The sequence below is a fragment of the Burkholderia metallica genome, from assembly GCF_902832845.1.
Lineage (GTDB): Bacteria > Pseudomonadota > Gammaproteobacteria > Burkholderiales > Burkholderiaceae > Burkholderia > Burkholderia metallica.
Genome location: NZ_CADFDB010000005.1, coordinates 256,919 through 271,859, shown reverse-complemented (window position 1 = coordinate 271,859; position 14,941 = coordinate 256,919). Strand labels below are relative to the sequence as shown.

16 protein-coding genes and 2 pseudogenes are annotated in these 14,941 nt (G+C 66.5%); 11 read left to right on the top strand and 7 right to left on the bottom strand.

The features are described 5' to 3' along the window. Positions 1-59 precede the first annotated feature (59 nt). The 10 genes and pseudogenes from HWX08_RS16635 (at position 60) to HWX08_RS16590 (ending at position 7,232) form a co-directional block, all read left to right on the top strand. Positions 60-830, top strand: coding sequence for a GntR family transcriptional regulator (locus tag HWX08_RS16635; RefSeq protein ID WP_069256945.1), 771 nt, complete (start codon positions 60-62; stop codon positions 828-830). Beyond that, the gene (locus HWX08_RS16630; protein ID WP_174920497.1) at positions 827-2,566 is read left to right on the top strand and encodes a fumarate reductase/succinate dehydrogenase flavoprotein subunit; all 1,740 of its coding nucleotides are present in this window, start codon (positions 827-829) and stop codon (positions 2,564-2,566) included. The genes HWX08_RS16635 and HWX08_RS16630 overlap by 4 nt, the downstream gene beginning before the upstream one ends. Positions 2,567-2,576: 10 nt before the next feature. After that, positions 2,577-2,822 carry a 4Fe-4S dicluster domain-containing protein gene (locus HWX08_RS16625; protein ID WP_069256947.1) on the top strand — a complete coding sequence of 82 codons (246 nt, stop codon included), beginning with the start codon at positions 2,577-2,579 and terminating at the stop codon, positions 2,820-2,822. 49 nt (positions 2,823-2,871) lie between these two features. Further along, positions 2,872-3,063: pseudogene (locus tag HWX08_RS16620) on the top strand (ABC transporter substrate-binding protein); the annotation flags it as partial. 44 nt (positions 3,064-3,107) lie between these two features. After that, entirely contained in the window at positions 3,108-4,103 is a 996-nt protein-coding gene (locus tag HWX08_RS16615; RefSeq protein ID WP_174920496.1) for a HEAT repeat domain-containing protein, read from the top strand. Further along, on the top strand, positions 4,100-4,378 hold the full coding sequence (locus HWX08_RS16610) for a gamma-butyrobetaine hydroxylase-like domain-containing protein (protein ID WP_174920495.1): 279 nt from the start codon (positions 4,100-4,102) through the stop codon (positions 4,376-4,378). The genes HWX08_RS16615 and HWX08_RS16610 overlap by 4 nt, the downstream gene beginning before the upstream one ends. Next, positions 4,332-5,366 carry an NAD(P)-dependent oxidoreductase gene (locus HWX08_RS16605; protein ID WP_264162008.1) on the top strand — a complete coding sequence of 345 codons (1,035 nt, stop codon included), beginning with the start codon at positions 4,332-4,334 and terminating at the stop codon, positions 5,364-5,366. The genes HWX08_RS16610 and HWX08_RS16605 overlap by 47 nt, the downstream gene beginning before the upstream one ends. Positions 5,367-5,417: 51 nt before the next feature. Beyond that, complete coding sequence (locus HWX08_RS16600) at positions 5,418-5,909, top strand: NUDIX hydrolase (RefSeq protein WP_174920494.1); 492 nt, start codon at positions 5,418-5,420, stop codon at positions 5,907-5,909. Positions 5,910-6,013: 104 nt separating this feature from the next. After that, positions 6,014-6,478 (top strand): acetyltransferase, encoded by a 465-nt coding sequence (locus HWX08_RS16595; protein WP_174920493.1) that lies wholly within the window; start codon positions 6,014-6,016, stop codon positions 6,476-6,478. A gap of 136 nt (positions 6,479-6,614) precedes the next feature. Next, a complete protein-coding gene (locus HWX08_RS16590; protein WP_174920548.1) occupies positions 6,615-7,232 on the top strand; it encodes a 3'-5' exonuclease in 618 nt (205 codons plus the stop codon). A 164-nt stretch (positions 7,233-7,396) separates the two neighbouring features. On the opposite strand, the gene HWX08_RS16585 is transcribed toward HWX08_RS16590, so the two are convergent. Continuing rightward, complete coding sequence (locus HWX08_RS16585; RefSeq protein ID WP_174920492.1) at positions 7,397-7,570, bottom strand: hypothetical protein; 174 nt, start codon at positions 7,568-7,570, stop codon at positions 7,397-7,399. Between the two features lie 561 nt (positions 7,571-8,131). On the opposite strand from HWX08_RS16585, the gene HWX08_RS16580 reads away from it, so the two are divergent. Next, positions 8,132-8,662, top strand: coding sequence for a GNAT family N-acetyltransferase (locus HWX08_RS16580; RefSeq protein WP_174920491.1), 531 nt, complete (start codon positions 8,132-8,134; stop codon positions 8,660-8,662). A 22-nt stretch (positions 8,663-8,684) separates the two neighbouring features. Here HWX08_RS16580 and HWX08_RS34385 read toward each other — a convergent pair. From HWX08_RS34385 to HWX08_RS16555, 6 genes and pseudogenes are all read right to left on the bottom strand, one after another. Then, positions 8,685-8,840 (bottom strand): annotated as a pseudogene (locus HWX08_RS34385) (tyrosine-type recombinase/integrase); the annotation flags it as partial. Positions 8,841-9,188: 348 nt separating this feature from the next. Continuing rightward, positions 9,189-10,808 (bottom strand): glutamine-hydrolyzing GMP synthase, encoded by a 1,620-nt coding sequence (guaA, locus tag HWX08_RS16575; protein ID WP_069256963.1) that lies wholly within the window; start codon positions 10,806-10,808, stop codon positions 9,189-9,191. Between the two features lie 107 nt (positions 10,809-10,915). After that, entirely contained in the window at positions 10,916-11,521 is a 606-nt protein-coding gene (locus HWX08_RS16570; RefSeq protein WP_174920490.1) for a hypothetical protein, read from the bottom strand. A 6-nt stretch (positions 11,522-11,527) separates the two neighbouring features. Next, a complete protein-coding gene (guaB, locus tag HWX08_RS16565) occupies positions 11,528-12,988 on the bottom strand; it encodes an IMP dehydrogenase (protein ID WP_006488752.1) in 1,461 nt (486 codons plus the stop codon). A gap of 296 nt (positions 12,989-13,284) precedes the next feature. Next, positions 13,285-14,103: a DUF2182 domain-containing protein gene (locus HWX08_RS16560; RefSeq protein WP_069256965.1), complete on the bottom strand. Its 819-nt coding sequence runs from the start codon at positions 14,101-14,103 to the stop codon at positions 13,285-13,287. Between the two features lie 30 nt (positions 14,104-14,133). Beyond that, positions 14,134-14,898 carry a DUF899 domain-containing protein gene (locus tag HWX08_RS16555; RefSeq protein WP_174920489.1) on the bottom strand — a complete coding sequence of 255 codons (765 nt, stop codon included), beginning with the start codon at positions 14,896-14,898 and terminating at the stop codon, positions 14,134-14,136. Positions 14,899-14,941 lie beyond the last annotated feature (43 nt).

Below are 14,941 nucleotides of genomic sequence, written 5' to 3'. Positions count from 1 at the left end.
GTTGGGACGCGCGATCGCACTGACTACACTCGCCCCATCTTGTCATAACAAGTTGACCGATGACCTCCCCCAACGTCGTGCCGCTGTCGGCGGCCCCGCTCTACGTGCAGATCAAGGACACGCTGCGCGCGCGCATTCTCGACGGCACCTATGCGCCGCACAGCCGGATGCCGTCCGAGCACGAGCTCTGCGCGATGTTCGACGTGAGCCGCATCACGGTGCGCCAGGCGCTCGGCGATCTGCAGAAGGAAGGACTGCTGTTCAAGCTGCACGGCAAGGGCACCTTCGTGTCGAAGCCGAAGGCGTTCCAGAACGTGACGTCGCTGCAGGGGTTCGCCGAGGCGATGTCGTCGATGGGCTACGAGATCGTCAACCAGGTGCGCAGCTTCCGCACCGTCAAGGCCGATCGCCATCTCGCGACGAAGCTGAACGTGACCGAAGGCGCGCCGCTCGTCGAGATTCATCGCGTGCGGCTGCTCAATCGCGAGCCCGTGTCGCTCGAACAGACCTGGGTGCCGGAAGCGCTCGGCAAGCGTCTCGCGGGCGCCGATCTCGCGACCCGCGACATCTTCCTGGTCCTGGAAAACGACTGCGGCATCCCGCTCGGCCATGCCGACGTGTCGATCGACGCGATCCTCGCCGACGACGAGATCGTCGATGCGCTGCACGTCGAGGAAAGCAGCCCCGTACTGCGCATCGAGCGCCTCACGCACGACGCGTCGGGCGCGCCGATCGACTACGAATACCTCTACTTCCGCGGCGACGCCTTCCAGTACCGGCTGCGCATCGATCGGCAGAAACCGCGCCAACCTGCAAGGAAACAACGATGACGACCCATGTACTCGAATACGACATCGTCGTGGTCGGCGGCGGCACCGCCGGCCCGATGGCGGCGATCAAGGCGAAGGAGCGCGACCCGTCCCTGCGCGTGCTGCTGCTCGAAAAAGCCAACGTGAAGCGCAGCGGCGCGATCTCGATGGGCATGGACGGCCTGAACAACGCGGTGATCCCCGGCCATGCGACGCCCGAACAGTACACGCGCGAGATCACGATCGCCAACGACGGGATCGTCGACCAGGAAGCCGTGTACGCGTATGCGACGCACAGCCATGCGACGATCGAGCAGCTCGACCGCTGGGGCGTGAAGTTCGAGAAGGACGGCACCGGCGACTACGCGGTGAAGAAGGTCCATCACATGGGTTCGTACGTGCTGCCGATGCCGGAAGGACACGACATCAAGAAGGTGCTGTACCGGCAACTGAAGCGCGCGCGCATCGCGATCACGAACCGGATCGTCGCGACGCGCGTGCTGACCGACGCGCAGGGCCGCGCAAGCGGCGTGCTCGGCTTCGACTGCCGCACCGCCGAATTCCACGTGATCCGCGCCAAGGCCGTGATTCTCTGCTGCGGCGCGGCCGGCCGCCTCGGCCTGCCGGCGTCGGGCTACCTGATGGGCACGTACGAGAACCCGACCAACGCGGGCGACGGCTACGCGATGGCCTATCACGCCGGCGCCGCGCTCGCGAATCTCGAATGCTTCCAGATCAATCCGTTGATCAAGGACTACAACGGCCCGGCGTGCGCGTACGTCACCGGCCCGCTCGGCGGCTTTACCGCGAACGGCAAGGGCGAACGCTTCATCGAATGCGACTACTGGAGCGGCCAGATGATGTGGGAGTTCCACCAGGAGCTGCAAAGCGGCAACGGCCCGGTGTTCCTGAAGCTCGACCATCTCGCGGAAGAAACGATCCAGACCATCGAGCAGATCCTGCATACGAACGAGCGGCCGAGCCGCGGCCGCTTCCATGCGGGACGCGGCACCGACTACCGCCGCCAGATGGTCGAGATGCACATCTCCGAGATCGGGTTCTGCAGCGGCCACAGCGCGTCCGGCGTGTACGTGAACGCGCGTGCGGAAACCACCGTGCCCGGGCTCTACGCGGCCGGCGACATGGCCGCCGTCCCGCACAACTACATGCTCGGCGCATTCACGTACGGCTGGTTTGCCGGGCAGAACGCGGCCGACTACGTGGCCGGCCGTGCGCATGCGCCGGTGGACGACGAACAGGTCGCGGCCGAGCGCGCGCGCGTGCTCGCCCCGCTGCTGCGCGAACGCGGCCTCGCTCCGGCGCAGGTCGAGTACAAGCTGCGCCGGATGGTCAACGACTATCTGCAACCGCCGAAGGTGACGCGCAAGATGGAAATCGGCCTGCAACGCTTTGACGGAATTACTGAGGATATCGAAGAAATAAAGGCGAACAATCCGCACGAACTGATGCGCGCGGCCGAAGTGCGCGCGATCCGCGACTGCGCGGAAATGGCCGCGCGTGCGTCGCTGTTTCGCACCGAGAGCCGCTGGGGGTTGTACCACCATCGGGTCGACTTCCCGCATCGCAACGACGCCGAATGGTTCTGCCACACTTGGCTGCGCAAGGACGCCGACGGCGCGATGCGCAGCGAGAAGCGGCCGATCGAACCGTACGTCGTGCCGCTCCCCGACGACGAACGCGGCGCCTATGCGCAGTTGCGCATCCGCGAACCGGCCGCGCTCGCGGCCGCCCTTTGAGGAACCTGCCATGCCCCATACCCCGCACGACATCTTCCAGCGCAGCAGCGCCCCCGTGACGATCGACGAGGCCCTGTGCATCGCCGACAAGGGATGCACCGTCTGCGTCGACGTGTGCCCGCTCGACCTGCTCGCGATCGACCTGACCAAAGGCAAGGCCTACATGCAGTTCGACGAATGCTGGTACTGCATGCCGTGCGAGCGCGACTGCCCGACCGGCGCGGTCAAGGTCGAGATCCCTTATCTGCTGCGCTGAAACGATGCGCCATCGGTGCATCGATCCCTTTTCATCGAACGCACGACACATGAAAGGAACGCGACGCATGTTCCGCCTGCTTGCCGCATCGACCGCGATCACGGCCACCGGTTTCTCGCAGGCGGAGACGATCCGCGTGGCGATCCGCACGCAGGACACGACGATCGACTGCGCAACCGGCCGCCTGCCGATCCGCGAACCGCATCGGCTCGACACGTACCTGCCGCGCACCGGCAAGTACCTGAGCACGCCTACCCGCCCACTCATTGCCCCGACCTCGCTCCCATGACCGTCTCTTCCTCCGCTTTCCCACTGCCCGACGTGCCGACCGCCGACCACGCCGCGCTTGTCGCGCGCCTCGCCGCCCCCGATGCGCCGGTGCGCCGCGTGGCGCTGCTCGAACTCGCCGATCTCGAGGCGCCCGAACTCGTGCCGTCGTTCATCGCGGCGCTGCGCGACGATCCTTCGGCCGACGTGCGCAGCGAAGCTGCGCGCGTGCTCGGCGCGTGGGAGCAGCCCGATGTCGTCGATGCGCTGTGCCGCACGCTGCTCGATCCGGACGAGCGTGTGCGCGCCGCCGCCGCGCAAAGCCTGTCCGAACTGAAGGACGCGGCATCGGGTGCAGTGCTGTGCCGCTGGACCGACCGGCCGGAGCCGTTCGTGCAAGGTGCCGTGCTGCGCGGTTTGCGCGAATTGCGCGACCCCGACGCGTTTGCGCCCGCGCTGCGCGCACTCGACGCACACACCGCTGCCGTCCGCGCGGAGGCGGTCGTCGTGCTCGGCTGGCTGCGGGACACGCGCGCGCTGGCGCCGCTCGCACGTGTCGCGACGACGGACGCCGAAGCGGACGTCCGGCGCGCCGCGGTCGGCTCAATCGGGTTCGCGGCGGCGGATGACGCAGCAGCCGCCGCCGCGTTGCTTGCCGCGCTGCGCGACGCCGCATGGCAGGTGCGCGAGGAAGCGGCCGCCACGCTCGGCAAGCTGCGCATCGCGGCCGCGCGCGAGCCGCTCGTCGCCGCGCTCGACGACGACTACTGGCAAGTGCGCCTGCGGGCCGCGCGCGCGCTCGGACAACTGCGCGACGCGGCCGCGGCGCCGGCCGTCGCCGCACTGCTCTCGCACACGATCAGCAATCTTCGCAAGGAAGCGGCGCTCGCGCTCGGCGAATTGCGCGACCGTGCGACGCTGCCCGCGCTGCACGCTGCGCTGGAAGATCGCGACCCGGAAGTCCGCAAGGCCGTGCGGATCGCGATCCGGCAAATCGACGATGCGCCGCGATGATCGCACCGACCGAAATCGCACTCGATCATCCGGCGCGCGCGCTGACCCTGCGCTGGCCCGACGGCGATACGCAGCGCATCGACTATGCACGGCTGCGCAGCGCATGCCCGTGCGCCGAATGCCGCAAGATCCGGTTCGACGGCGGCCGGATCGACGCGCGGCCCGGCCTGACGCTGGAGGGCGTGGAAGCGCTCGGCTACGGCATCCGCTTCCTGTTCGGCGACGGCCATGCGCGCGGCATCTATCCGTGGCCGTACCTGGCCGACTTCGCGTAGCGGCTTCGACGCGGCAGCGCTCGCGCGGGCGCAATGGCAGGCGTACGAAAACGCTGCGATACTGACGCCCACGATCGTCTCCACCCGTCGTGGGAGCCAGAACATGCAAACCGCAGTCGGATTCATCGGCCTCGGCGTGATGGGCACGCCGATGGCGCTCAATCTTGCGCGGGCCGGCACGCCGCTCGTCGTGTGGAGCCGGTCGCACGGCAACGACGACGCACTGCGTGACGCCGGTGCGCGCGTCGCCGAGCACGTCGACGACGTGTTCGCATCGTGCCGCACCGTGATCCTGATGCTCGCGAACGACGCGGCGACCGATGCGGTCCTTGCGCGCGGCACGACCGATTTCGGCCACCGCGTCGCCGGACATACGATCGTGAACATGGGCACGCATCCGCCCGAGTATTCGCGCGCGCTGGCCGACGAAATCGCGGCGGCGTCCGGCCGTTACGTCGAAGCGCCGGTCTCGGGGTCGCGCAAGCCGGCCGAGGCCGGCCAGCTCGTCGTGATGCTCGCCGGCGCACCGGACGATGTCGATGCCGTCCGCCCGCTCGTGAAGCCGCTGTGCCGCGACAGCTTCGTGTGCGGCGACGTGCCGGCGGCGTTGACGATGAAGCTCGCCGTGAACCTGTTCCTGATCACGATGGTCACCGGCCTCACCGAAGCCACGCATTTCGCGCAACGTCACGGCATCGATCTCGCCCGCTTCGCCGACGTGCTGAACGCGGGCCCGATGGCGAGCGACGTGTCGCGCGTGAAGCTCGGCAAGCTCGTCGCGGACGATTTCTCGGTGCAGGCCGCGATCACCGACGTGTTGAAAAATGCGCGACTCGTCGCCGAATCCGCGCGCAGTATCGGCATTGCGTCGCCGCTGCTCGACATCTGTCACGCGCTGTATGGCGAGACCGAACAGGCCGGACATGGCGCGGACGACATGGTCGCCGTGATCCGCGCGATCGAGCGGCGCACCGACGACGCGCGATGAATCGCCACCGCGCGCCGCACCCGACCGAACGCGTCCGCGCATAGACAACCCATGTCCGATTCGACCCGCTCCTCGATCGCCGTCACGGCGTCCGTCCGCGCGGTGCCTGCCGTGATCGGCATCGTCCTGCGCGAACGCGACGTGCTGCTGGTACGCCGCGCCAATCCGCCCGATGCGGGCTGCTGGGGCTTTCCCGGCGGCAAGATCGAAGCGGGGGAATCGATTGCGCATGCGGTCGTGCGCGAAATCGCCGAAGAAACGACCGTGGACGTCGAGGCACTCGACGCCTTTACCGCACTGGATGCGTTCGATTACGATGCTGCCGGCGACGTGCGCCTGCATTTCGTCATGGTCGCGGTGCTGTGCCGCTGGTTGCGCGGCACGCCGGCTGCCGGCGACGATGCGCTCGACGCGCGCTGGTTCGCTCTCGCCGAACTCGATCGCGATGACGTGCCAATGAGCGCGGGCGTTCGCGACGTCGCTCAACGAGCGATCGAGCGGGCGGCGGCCCTTGGCAGCCTGCCGCGTCCCGCCCGTTCCTGACACGCCAGCGTCTTTCCCGCTCCCGTTGCGAGCGCCCGGTCGGAGTCGTGACGGTGCCGGCCTCGCGCCGAACTTCAAATTACAAATCAAGGATGGGCCAACCCATGATCAGCATTCGCCAATCCACCGAAGCAGACCGCACACGCGTGCTGGATATCTGGCGCAACGCGGTCGATGCCACGCATCACTTCCTGAGCGACGACGACCGTCGCGCGATCGAATCCGAAGTCGTCGCATTTCTGCCCGGTGCGCCGCTCGACCTCGCCGTCGACGAGACCGACCGTGCGATCGGGTTCATGCTGCTCGACGGCAGTCACATGGAAGCGTTGTTCGTCGATCCCGCTCATCACGGTGCGGGTGTCGGGCGCCTGCTGGTGGAAGAGGCGCTCAGGCGTCATCCCGACCTGTCGACCGACGTCAACGAGCAGAACGAAGCGGCGGCGGGATTCTACGAACGGCTGGGCTTCGAGCGCTGCGGGCGATCGGCGCTCGACGGACAGGGGCGCGCTTATCCGCTGATTCACCTGCGCTATCGCGCGACACTGCCCTCTTCCCCGGCGCGCGCATGACCGCGGCCGGCGCGGGAGATCATGTCGCCGCGTCACGGAGGATCGTTTCCCGCGCAGAACGAGTCTGTCGCGTGCCCGAAGATGCTACCCTCTCGGCCACTCTGAACGACACCGCGTGAAGCAACAGGATTCGACCATGCAAACCGTTGCGGTACTGGACTTCGAAACAACCGGACTTTCGCCGAACATGGGCGACCGTGCGACCGAAATTGCCGTCATCCTGCTCCGGGACGGACAAGTCGTCGACCGTTTCCAGAGCCTGATGAATGCGGGCAGACGCATCCCGTCCGATGTCGTCGCGCTGACAGGCATCACGAACGAGATGATCGCATCGGCGCCGCCGGCGTCGACCGTCATGAAGGAAGCTGCGGCGTTCGTCGGCAAGCATGCGGTCGTCGCCCACAACGCCGGTTTCGACAAGCGGTTCTGGCAGTCCGAACTGGGCCTGCTCGGCATGTCGGCCGAGCACGCGTTTGCGTGCACGATGCTCGTGGCACGACGTATCTACCCGGATGCCCGGAGTCACCGCCTGTCGAGCCTGGTGGAGATGCTGCGACTGCCCCAATCGGGCCGTGCGCACCGGGCGATGGTCGATGCCGAAATGGCCGGCCATCTGTGGTGCCGGTTGCAGCACGACATTGCGCGCACTTACGGGCTGGGCCGGATCGATCACGCGCTCATGACACGGGTGCAGGCGACGGCGAAGGCGAAAGTACCGACCTACCTGCGTTCGCTCGTCGCGTCGCACGCGTGAGCATCCGGGGTGCGACGGTGCCGACCGGCGCAATCCGCCTGTGAAAACGGCCTGGCGCCCTGCCAGACCGTTTTCTTGTCGCAACGGTCTTTCGGTTGTTTCAGTCGTGACCTGCGTTGGGCTTCACTCCGGACTGCAAAGCAAGTTGCGATTGGTTGTCCGTACTATGCGACACCGACGAGGAGCACTTTGAGGGTGCCGCCGTGGTTGAGGTCTCCCAGATAGGCCACGACCTTCTGCTTCTGGCCAAGCGCCGTGAGCGCGTTTCCGATCTGGATCAGCAGCGCCGTGTTCGAGGTGCTCACTTCGAACGAATTCGCCCCTTCGTTATTGAGCATGAAAGGAACGGTGCCCTGCTTGTCCTAATAGCCCAGCTGGATCGACTCGACATCCACGCGTTTCAGATCGTCTGCCTGCGCTGCGAACTTTTGAATTTCGCTGAAGTTCTCGTTCGACATGACAATCTCTCCTGCAGTGAGTTGAAAAACCGAAAACCAGGACGTTTGACTCGAATCTGGCTCGTGCGGGTTGCGCATCGATAACGTTCATCACGATCTTCGTGGTGGCTTGCGTCCGCCATCCGCGAAGCGCTCCTGCGGGGAAGAAATTAGGCTGAGCGCGCGGCGCAATCAATTACACTCGATTACAGTCGCAGCGAAATCGGGAAGTGGCAGCACGGGGTACGACCGGATCGGCATCGTGCGCTCGGTGAGCGGCGCCGGCGGTTGAAATGAAGGTACTCGCGACACCTCATCGCGTATGAGTGGTCTCCGTGTGTTGTTGTCGATTGACCTTATCCCGCCGAGTACGCAATTCGTCAGTTAGTGGACGCGCCGGCGCCCCACCCTGAAGCGCGAGCGGATTGTAAGCAGCATTGCTCAAAGCGGACACGATTTCAAATGAATGGCGCACCCAATATTCTCATCGAATCGCACCGGCTTTCCATCGTCCCCTTCTCGGCGCTTGATGCTGACGAGGCGTTCCCGTGTATCACTCAGACACTGACTCGGCTCATGTCATGGGAACCGCCGAAAGATCGCGCGGAATTCGACCGTGTCTGGCAGTCGTGGCTACCGACAATCATCGATCGAACAGATCTTGTTTTCACGATCCGTGAACGCGGCAGCATGGCGTTCCTCGGATTGGCGGGGCTTCATCGCGCCAAGAGTGAAAGCCCGGAGCTGGGAATCTGGATTCGAGAAGATCGCCATGGCGAAGGCTTCGGACGAGAAGCGGTGAAATGGGTGGCACGCTGGGCAAGCGCTGCGCTCAACTCGAGCGAGTTCACATATCCGGTCGCCGAGGAAAATCGCGGCAGCCGACGCATCGCCGAATCGCTCGGTGGTGTCATTGTGGAGTGCTACGACACATCGAAATACAGGTGCGTTGTCTATCGAATTCCCAGACAGACAACCGCTGACAATGCTTGACGCTCAAGCGTCCGAGCAACTGCTGCAGCGGCGACAAGGCGCGATCCTTTGCCACGAACGTGGCGATCGAGGCCGCACCCACGCTGTTAGCGGGGTTGTCCACCTTTCCACCGTGAGCGAGGACGTAGACAGAGACCTGCTTCACGATGTCCCGGATCTGCACCGCCGTAGCAGGTGCTCAGCGTTACTTGACCTTGTTGCACCTCAGGCTTCAGGTTGCGCAGTGCAGCGCCGGGAAACATAGAGGTTTCCTCCGGCTCGTTGACGGCTTGACCGTCAGGGACGAGGAGACCTGTTGATGCCCGGAAACCGCATAAGGCAAGTTTTCCCGAGGAGCCTTTTACCGTCAAAGACGTAAAAGGCTGAATAGTGAACGGGAGGGTCTTAATTCGGCCTCGATTCTTGCCGTCAACCTGTTTTGCTGGCCGACGATAGCCACCGATAGCTGCCATGACGCATTTCGTTATCAATCAACACGTTGCGGCAGCTTCTCGATGGCTGGCGATAGTCCCCGAAGGGCGTCAATTCACTCCCACTCGATCGTCGCCGGCGGCTTCCCCGAGATGTCGTACACCACACGGTTGATCCCGCGCACCTCGTTGATGATCCGGTTCGACGCGCGGCCGAGCAGCGCGTACGGCAGGTGCGCCCAGTGTGCGGTCATGAAGTCGGTCGTCTGCACCGCGCGCAGCGACGTCACGTAGTCGTACGTGCGGCCATCGCCCATCACGCCCACCGACTTCACCGGCAGGAACACCGCGAACGCCTGGCTCGTCAGGTCGTACCAGCTCTTGCCGACATCGGCTTCGCCGCACAGGCCCGCAGCCGCATCCTGCGCAGTCGCGGTCGTGTTGCGCAGTTCCTCGATGAAGATCGCGTCGGCACGGCGCAGCAGGTCCGCGTACTCGCGCTTCACTTCGCCGAGAATCCGCACGCCGAGGCCCGGGCCCGGGAACGGATGGCGGTACACCATCTCCGGCGGCAGGCCGAGCGCGACACCCAGCTCGCGCACTTCGTCCTTGAACAGGTCGCGCAGCGGCTCCAGCAGCTTCAGCCCGAGCGTTTCCGGCAGGCCGCCGACGTTGTGGTGGCTCTTGATCGTCGTCGCCTTCTTCGTCTTCGTGCCGCCCGATTCGACCACGTCCGGATAGATCGTGCCCTGCGCGAGCCACTTCGCCTTCGACAGCTTCTTCGCCTCGGCCTGGAACACCTCGACGAATTCGCGGCCGATGATCTTGCGCTTCGCTTCCGGATCGGTCACGCCGGCCAGGTGGCCGAGGAACTGGTCGGATGCGTCGACGTGCACGACCTTCGCATGCAGGCGGCCCTCGAACATGTCGAGCACCATCTTGCCTTCGTTCAGGCGCAGCAGGCCGTGATCGACGAACACGCAGGTGAGCTGGTCGCCGATCGCGCGATGGATCAGCGCGGCGGCCACGCTCGAATCGACACCGCCCGACAGGCCGAGAATCACTTCCTCGTCACCGACCTGCTCGCGGATCTTAGCGACGGCTTCCTCGATGTGGTTCTTCATGATCCAGTCGGGCTTCGCGCCGGCGATCTGCAGCACGAAGCGTTCGATGATCTGGCGGCCCTTCACCGTGTGCGTGACTTCCGGGTGGAACTGCACCGCGTAGTAGCCGCGCGCCTCGTCGGCCATGCCGGCGATCGGGCAGCTCGGCGTCGACGCCATCAGCGCGAAACCCGGCGGCAGCTCGGCAACCTTGTCGCCGTGGCTCATCCAGACCTTCAGCATCCCGTGGCCTTCGTCGGTCTTGAAATCCTCAAGGCCGTCGAGCAGGCGCGTATGGCCGTGCGCACGCATTTCCGCGTAGCCGAATTCGCGATGGTCGCTCCACTCGACCTTGCCGCCGAGCTGCACGGCCATCGTCTGCATGCCGTAGCAGATGCCGAGCACCGGCACGCCGAGATCCCACACGGCCTGCGGCGCGCGCAGCTGATGGTCTTCGTACGTGCTCGCGTGGCTGCCCGACAGGATCACCGCCTTCGGCGCGAACTCGCGGACGAAGTCGTCGGACACATCGTTCGGATGGATTTCGCAATAGACGTGCGCTTCGCGCACGCGTCGCGCAATCAGTTGAGTGACTTGCGAACCGAAGTCGAGAATCAGGATTTTGTCGTGCATGGCTGCGGACGGGATGAAGAGAATAAGAAAAGCAGCGCATCGAGCGCTGCGTCAAAAGCATGGACAGCGACGTCGGGCGGCAGGCGGCACGCGCGACGCATGGCCGGTCAGTCCCGCATCGGCGGGCGTTCGTCGAGCGCGATACCGCCTGACGATGAGCCGGAACCGGATGAAGCCGGCGACGATGCAGCCGGCGCCGCGGGACGGCTGACGACGGGCTCGACACGCTGCGGCGACGACGCGGGTGACGACACCGGCGCCGGCTCGGCCGGACACTGCGCCGGTGCGCGCGCGTCGAGCGCCTGCGCTTTCTCGCGCCGGCGGACGGCCGATGCGAGCCGCACGCCACCCAGGCCGAGCACGATCAGCGCGACCCCGGCGATCGCCGACAGCACGCGGCCGGCGGCCGCGAGCGCGGGACCGCTGCCGGTGCCGATCGACCAGACGATCGTCAGCACGCCGGTCAGCCAGTACACGTGGCCGACCGAACGCGCGACGGGCGCCGTGAGATCGCCGTTGAACGCCGCGTGAAACGCGAGCCACGCGAGCCCGAGCAACGCGATGCCGAACGCCTGGCCGAGCATCGCCGGCTGGATGGTCGCCAGTTGCAGCGCATTGAAGAGCGACTGCCAGGGCGTCAGCACGAACAGCACGCCGAACGCCAGCAGCAGCACGGCATCGATGACCAGCACGGCTCGCAGCAGCGGTTTCATCGGCGATCAGTCCACGTGATAGTTCGGCGCTTCCTTCGTGATCTGCACGTCGTGCACGTGCGACTCGCGCATGCCCGCGGCGGTGATCTGGACGAATTCGGCCTTCTCGTGCAGCTCGTCGATCGTCTTGCAGCCGCAGTAGCCCATGCTCGCGCGCACGCCGCCGACCAGCTGGAACAGGATCGCGTTGACCGAACCCTTGTATGCGACGCGGCCTTCGATGCCTTCCGGCACGAGCTTGTCGATGTTCGCCGAGTTGTCCTGGAAGTAGCGGTCTGCCGCGCCGTCCTTCATCGCACCGACCGAACCCATGCCGCGATACGACTTGTACTGGCGGCCCTGATACAGGAACACGTCGCCCGGCGCCTCTTCGGTGCCCGCGAACATGCTGCCCATCATCACCGCGTTCGCGCCGGCCGCGAGGGCCTTCGATACGTCGCCCGAGAAGCGCACGCCGCCGTCGGCGATGCACGGCACGCCCGTGCCCTTCAGCGCTTCCGCGACGTTCGCGATCGCGCTGATCTGCGGCACGCCGACGCCTGCGACGATCCGCGTCGTGCAGATCGAGCCCGGGCCGATACCGACCTTGACGGCGTCCGCGCCGTATTCGACCAGCGCCTTCGCGGCGGCGGCCGTCGCGATGTTGCCGCCGATCACTTCGACGTGCGGGAAGTTCTGCTTGACCCAGCGCACGCGCTCGAGCACGCCCTTGCTGTGGCCGTGTGCGGTATCGACGACGATCACGTCGACGCCGGCCTGCACCAGCAGCTCGACGCGCTCTTCGTTGTCCGGGCCGACGCCGACCGCCGCGCCTGCGCGCAGCTTGCCGTGTTCGTCCTTGCACGCGTCCGGGTGCTCGGTCTGCTTGGTGATGTCCTTGACGGTCATCAGGCCGCGCAGTTCGAACGCGTCGTTGACGACCAGCACGCGCTCGAGGCGGTGGCTGTGCATCAGCGCCTTCGCTTCGGCGAGCGGCGTGCCTTCCTTGACGGTGACGAGACGCTCGCGCGGCGTCATGATCGACTTGACCGGCTCGTCGAGGCGGGTTTCGAAACGCAGGTCGCGGTTCGTGACGATACCGACGAGCTGCGGGCCTTCGACGACCGGGAAGCCCGAGATGCCATGCTGGCGCGACAGCGCGATCACGTCGCGCACCTTCATCTGCGGCGGCACCGTGATCGGATCGCGGACGACACCCGATTCGAAACGCTTGACCTTCGCGACCTCGCGAGCCTGCTCGGCCGGCGTGAGGTTCTTGTGGACGATACCGACGCCACCCTGCTGCGCCATCGCGATCGCGAGGCGACCTTCGGTGACCGTGTCCATCGCGGCGGACACGAGCGGCATGTTCAGGGAGATGTTGCGGGTCAGCTTGGTCTTGAGGCTGGTGTCGCGCGGGAGAACGTCGGAGAAGGCGGGAACGAGGAGCACGTCATCGAAAGTGAGTGCTTTTTGGATCAGACGCATGGCAAATCCTATGGGCGCAAAAGCGAATTATACGCGAAGCGCCGCGAATTTTCACAACACGAACAACGGCTTAGCCGGTTTCGGCCGTTCGGGGGCCGAATCGTTCGGATCGCCGTTCGGTTCGTTTTCGATCGCCTTTCGTTTCATCGCCGCATCGCCCCATTCGCGCAAACGGTCGCGAAACGGCTCGCCCGGCTGTTGCGGACGGGCCACGCGGCGGCGGCAACGACCATGAAGGGTGGCCCGGCGCCGTGCCGGACCGGCCCGCCTTCTGCGTCTTCCGCGTGTTCCGTGCATTACAGCAGCCCGGCCCCGCGGGCGATCATCGCCAGGCCGCCGCCGGCCGCGACGCAGCCGACGAGCCGCGCGATACGCACGCCGATACGCCCGCCGGCCGGCGCCAGACGCTCGGCGGCGATCGCAACCGTCACGGCCGCCATCACGCGCAGATCCATCATGCCGACGGCCAGTGCGACGGTCATCAGGTTCCCGCAACACGCCCCGCATCGCAACGCGGCCCGCACCCCGTACCGCCATGCGGCACCGGTGTCCCCGCGTGACGGGTGCGCGCAGGTCGCGTCGTGCCGACAGCACGCCAGCCGCCGTGCTTTCCATCCGGAGAATTGCAGAACGCCGGCAGCCAGGACGACCGCGCCGGCCGTGAACGGCGTCGCACGGGCCAGCCACGGCCACCGCGCCGCAACGCTCGTCAGTGCGGCGCCGGCCGCAAACACGAGCGCCCCCACTGTCATCCACACCGCGAAATACCCGGCCCCCGCGAGAACGACGAGCCCGGCCGGGCGCACCGCCGCCTGCGGACCGATGCTCTGACGATATCGCCAGAGCATCGGCGCAAGGACGGGCAGCATCATCGTCACCGTCATCGCGCCCCACATCCCGGCGAACGCGCCGAATGCGCGGCCGGCGCCCCACCCGCACGGCGGCAGCCACGCGGCCGGGATCATCCCGCCGCCGGGCATCGGTTCCGCGCCCATCGCGGCCATCGCCGCGTACTGCGCGAGCGTCGCCATCGCGGCGACGGCGAATACGGCCCCGACCGCCACGCCGAATACCACCGGATCGGGGTCCGTGTCGCCGGTTGCCGGCCATCTCATCGCGTGCGCCCGTCCGTTACCGGTCCGCGCTCAGCCGCGCGCGTACTCGTCATGACGGCGCCACCACGGGCCGGCCTCGTTGCGCCCGCGCGGCGCGCGATCGAGCCACTGGTACATCCCCCACAGCGCGTCGAGCCCGCGCGCATAGGTCGAGTACGTGTGATAGACGTTGCCGTCCTCGCGCACGAACGCGCTCATCCCCGGCCGGTCGCGCGAGTACGTGAGCGCGTCGGTGCCGCACGTGGCCGCAAACTGCACGACGGGCGCCGGCGGCGGGTCCATGTCCATCGCGTGGCCCGCTCGCGCGTAGTTGTACTCGACGTCGCCCGCGCGCTGCTGCGTTTCGGTGAACGACACGTTGAAATCGAAGTTGAAATCGCCGCCGACCGACGATGCCCACGGAAAGCGCCACCCCATCCGCTCCCGGTACGCGAGCAGCTTCGCGAGCGGCGCGCGCGACACGGCGGCGAGCGTCACGTCGTGGTTCGCCAGGTGCACGGCGAAGCCGTCGAAGCCATCGGCCAGCGCCGAGCACGACGGGCAGTCGGCCTTGTAGTCGGGACCGAACATGAAGTGATAGACGAGCAATTGCGAACGGCCGCGAAACAGGTCGTCGAGCGTCGCCTGCCCGTCCGCGGTGTCGAACCGGTAGGTCTTGTCGATGCGCACCCAGGGCAGCGCCTGGCGCCGTTGCGCGAGCGCGTCGCTTTGCCGCGTCAGCGCCTTTTCCGCGTCGAGCAGCGCGCGGCGCGCGGCCAGCCATTCGTCGCGCGTTCCGGTGAGATGGGTCGTCATGGCGGGTTCCTCCTTCCGATGGGTATCCGGGCACGGCGTCCGG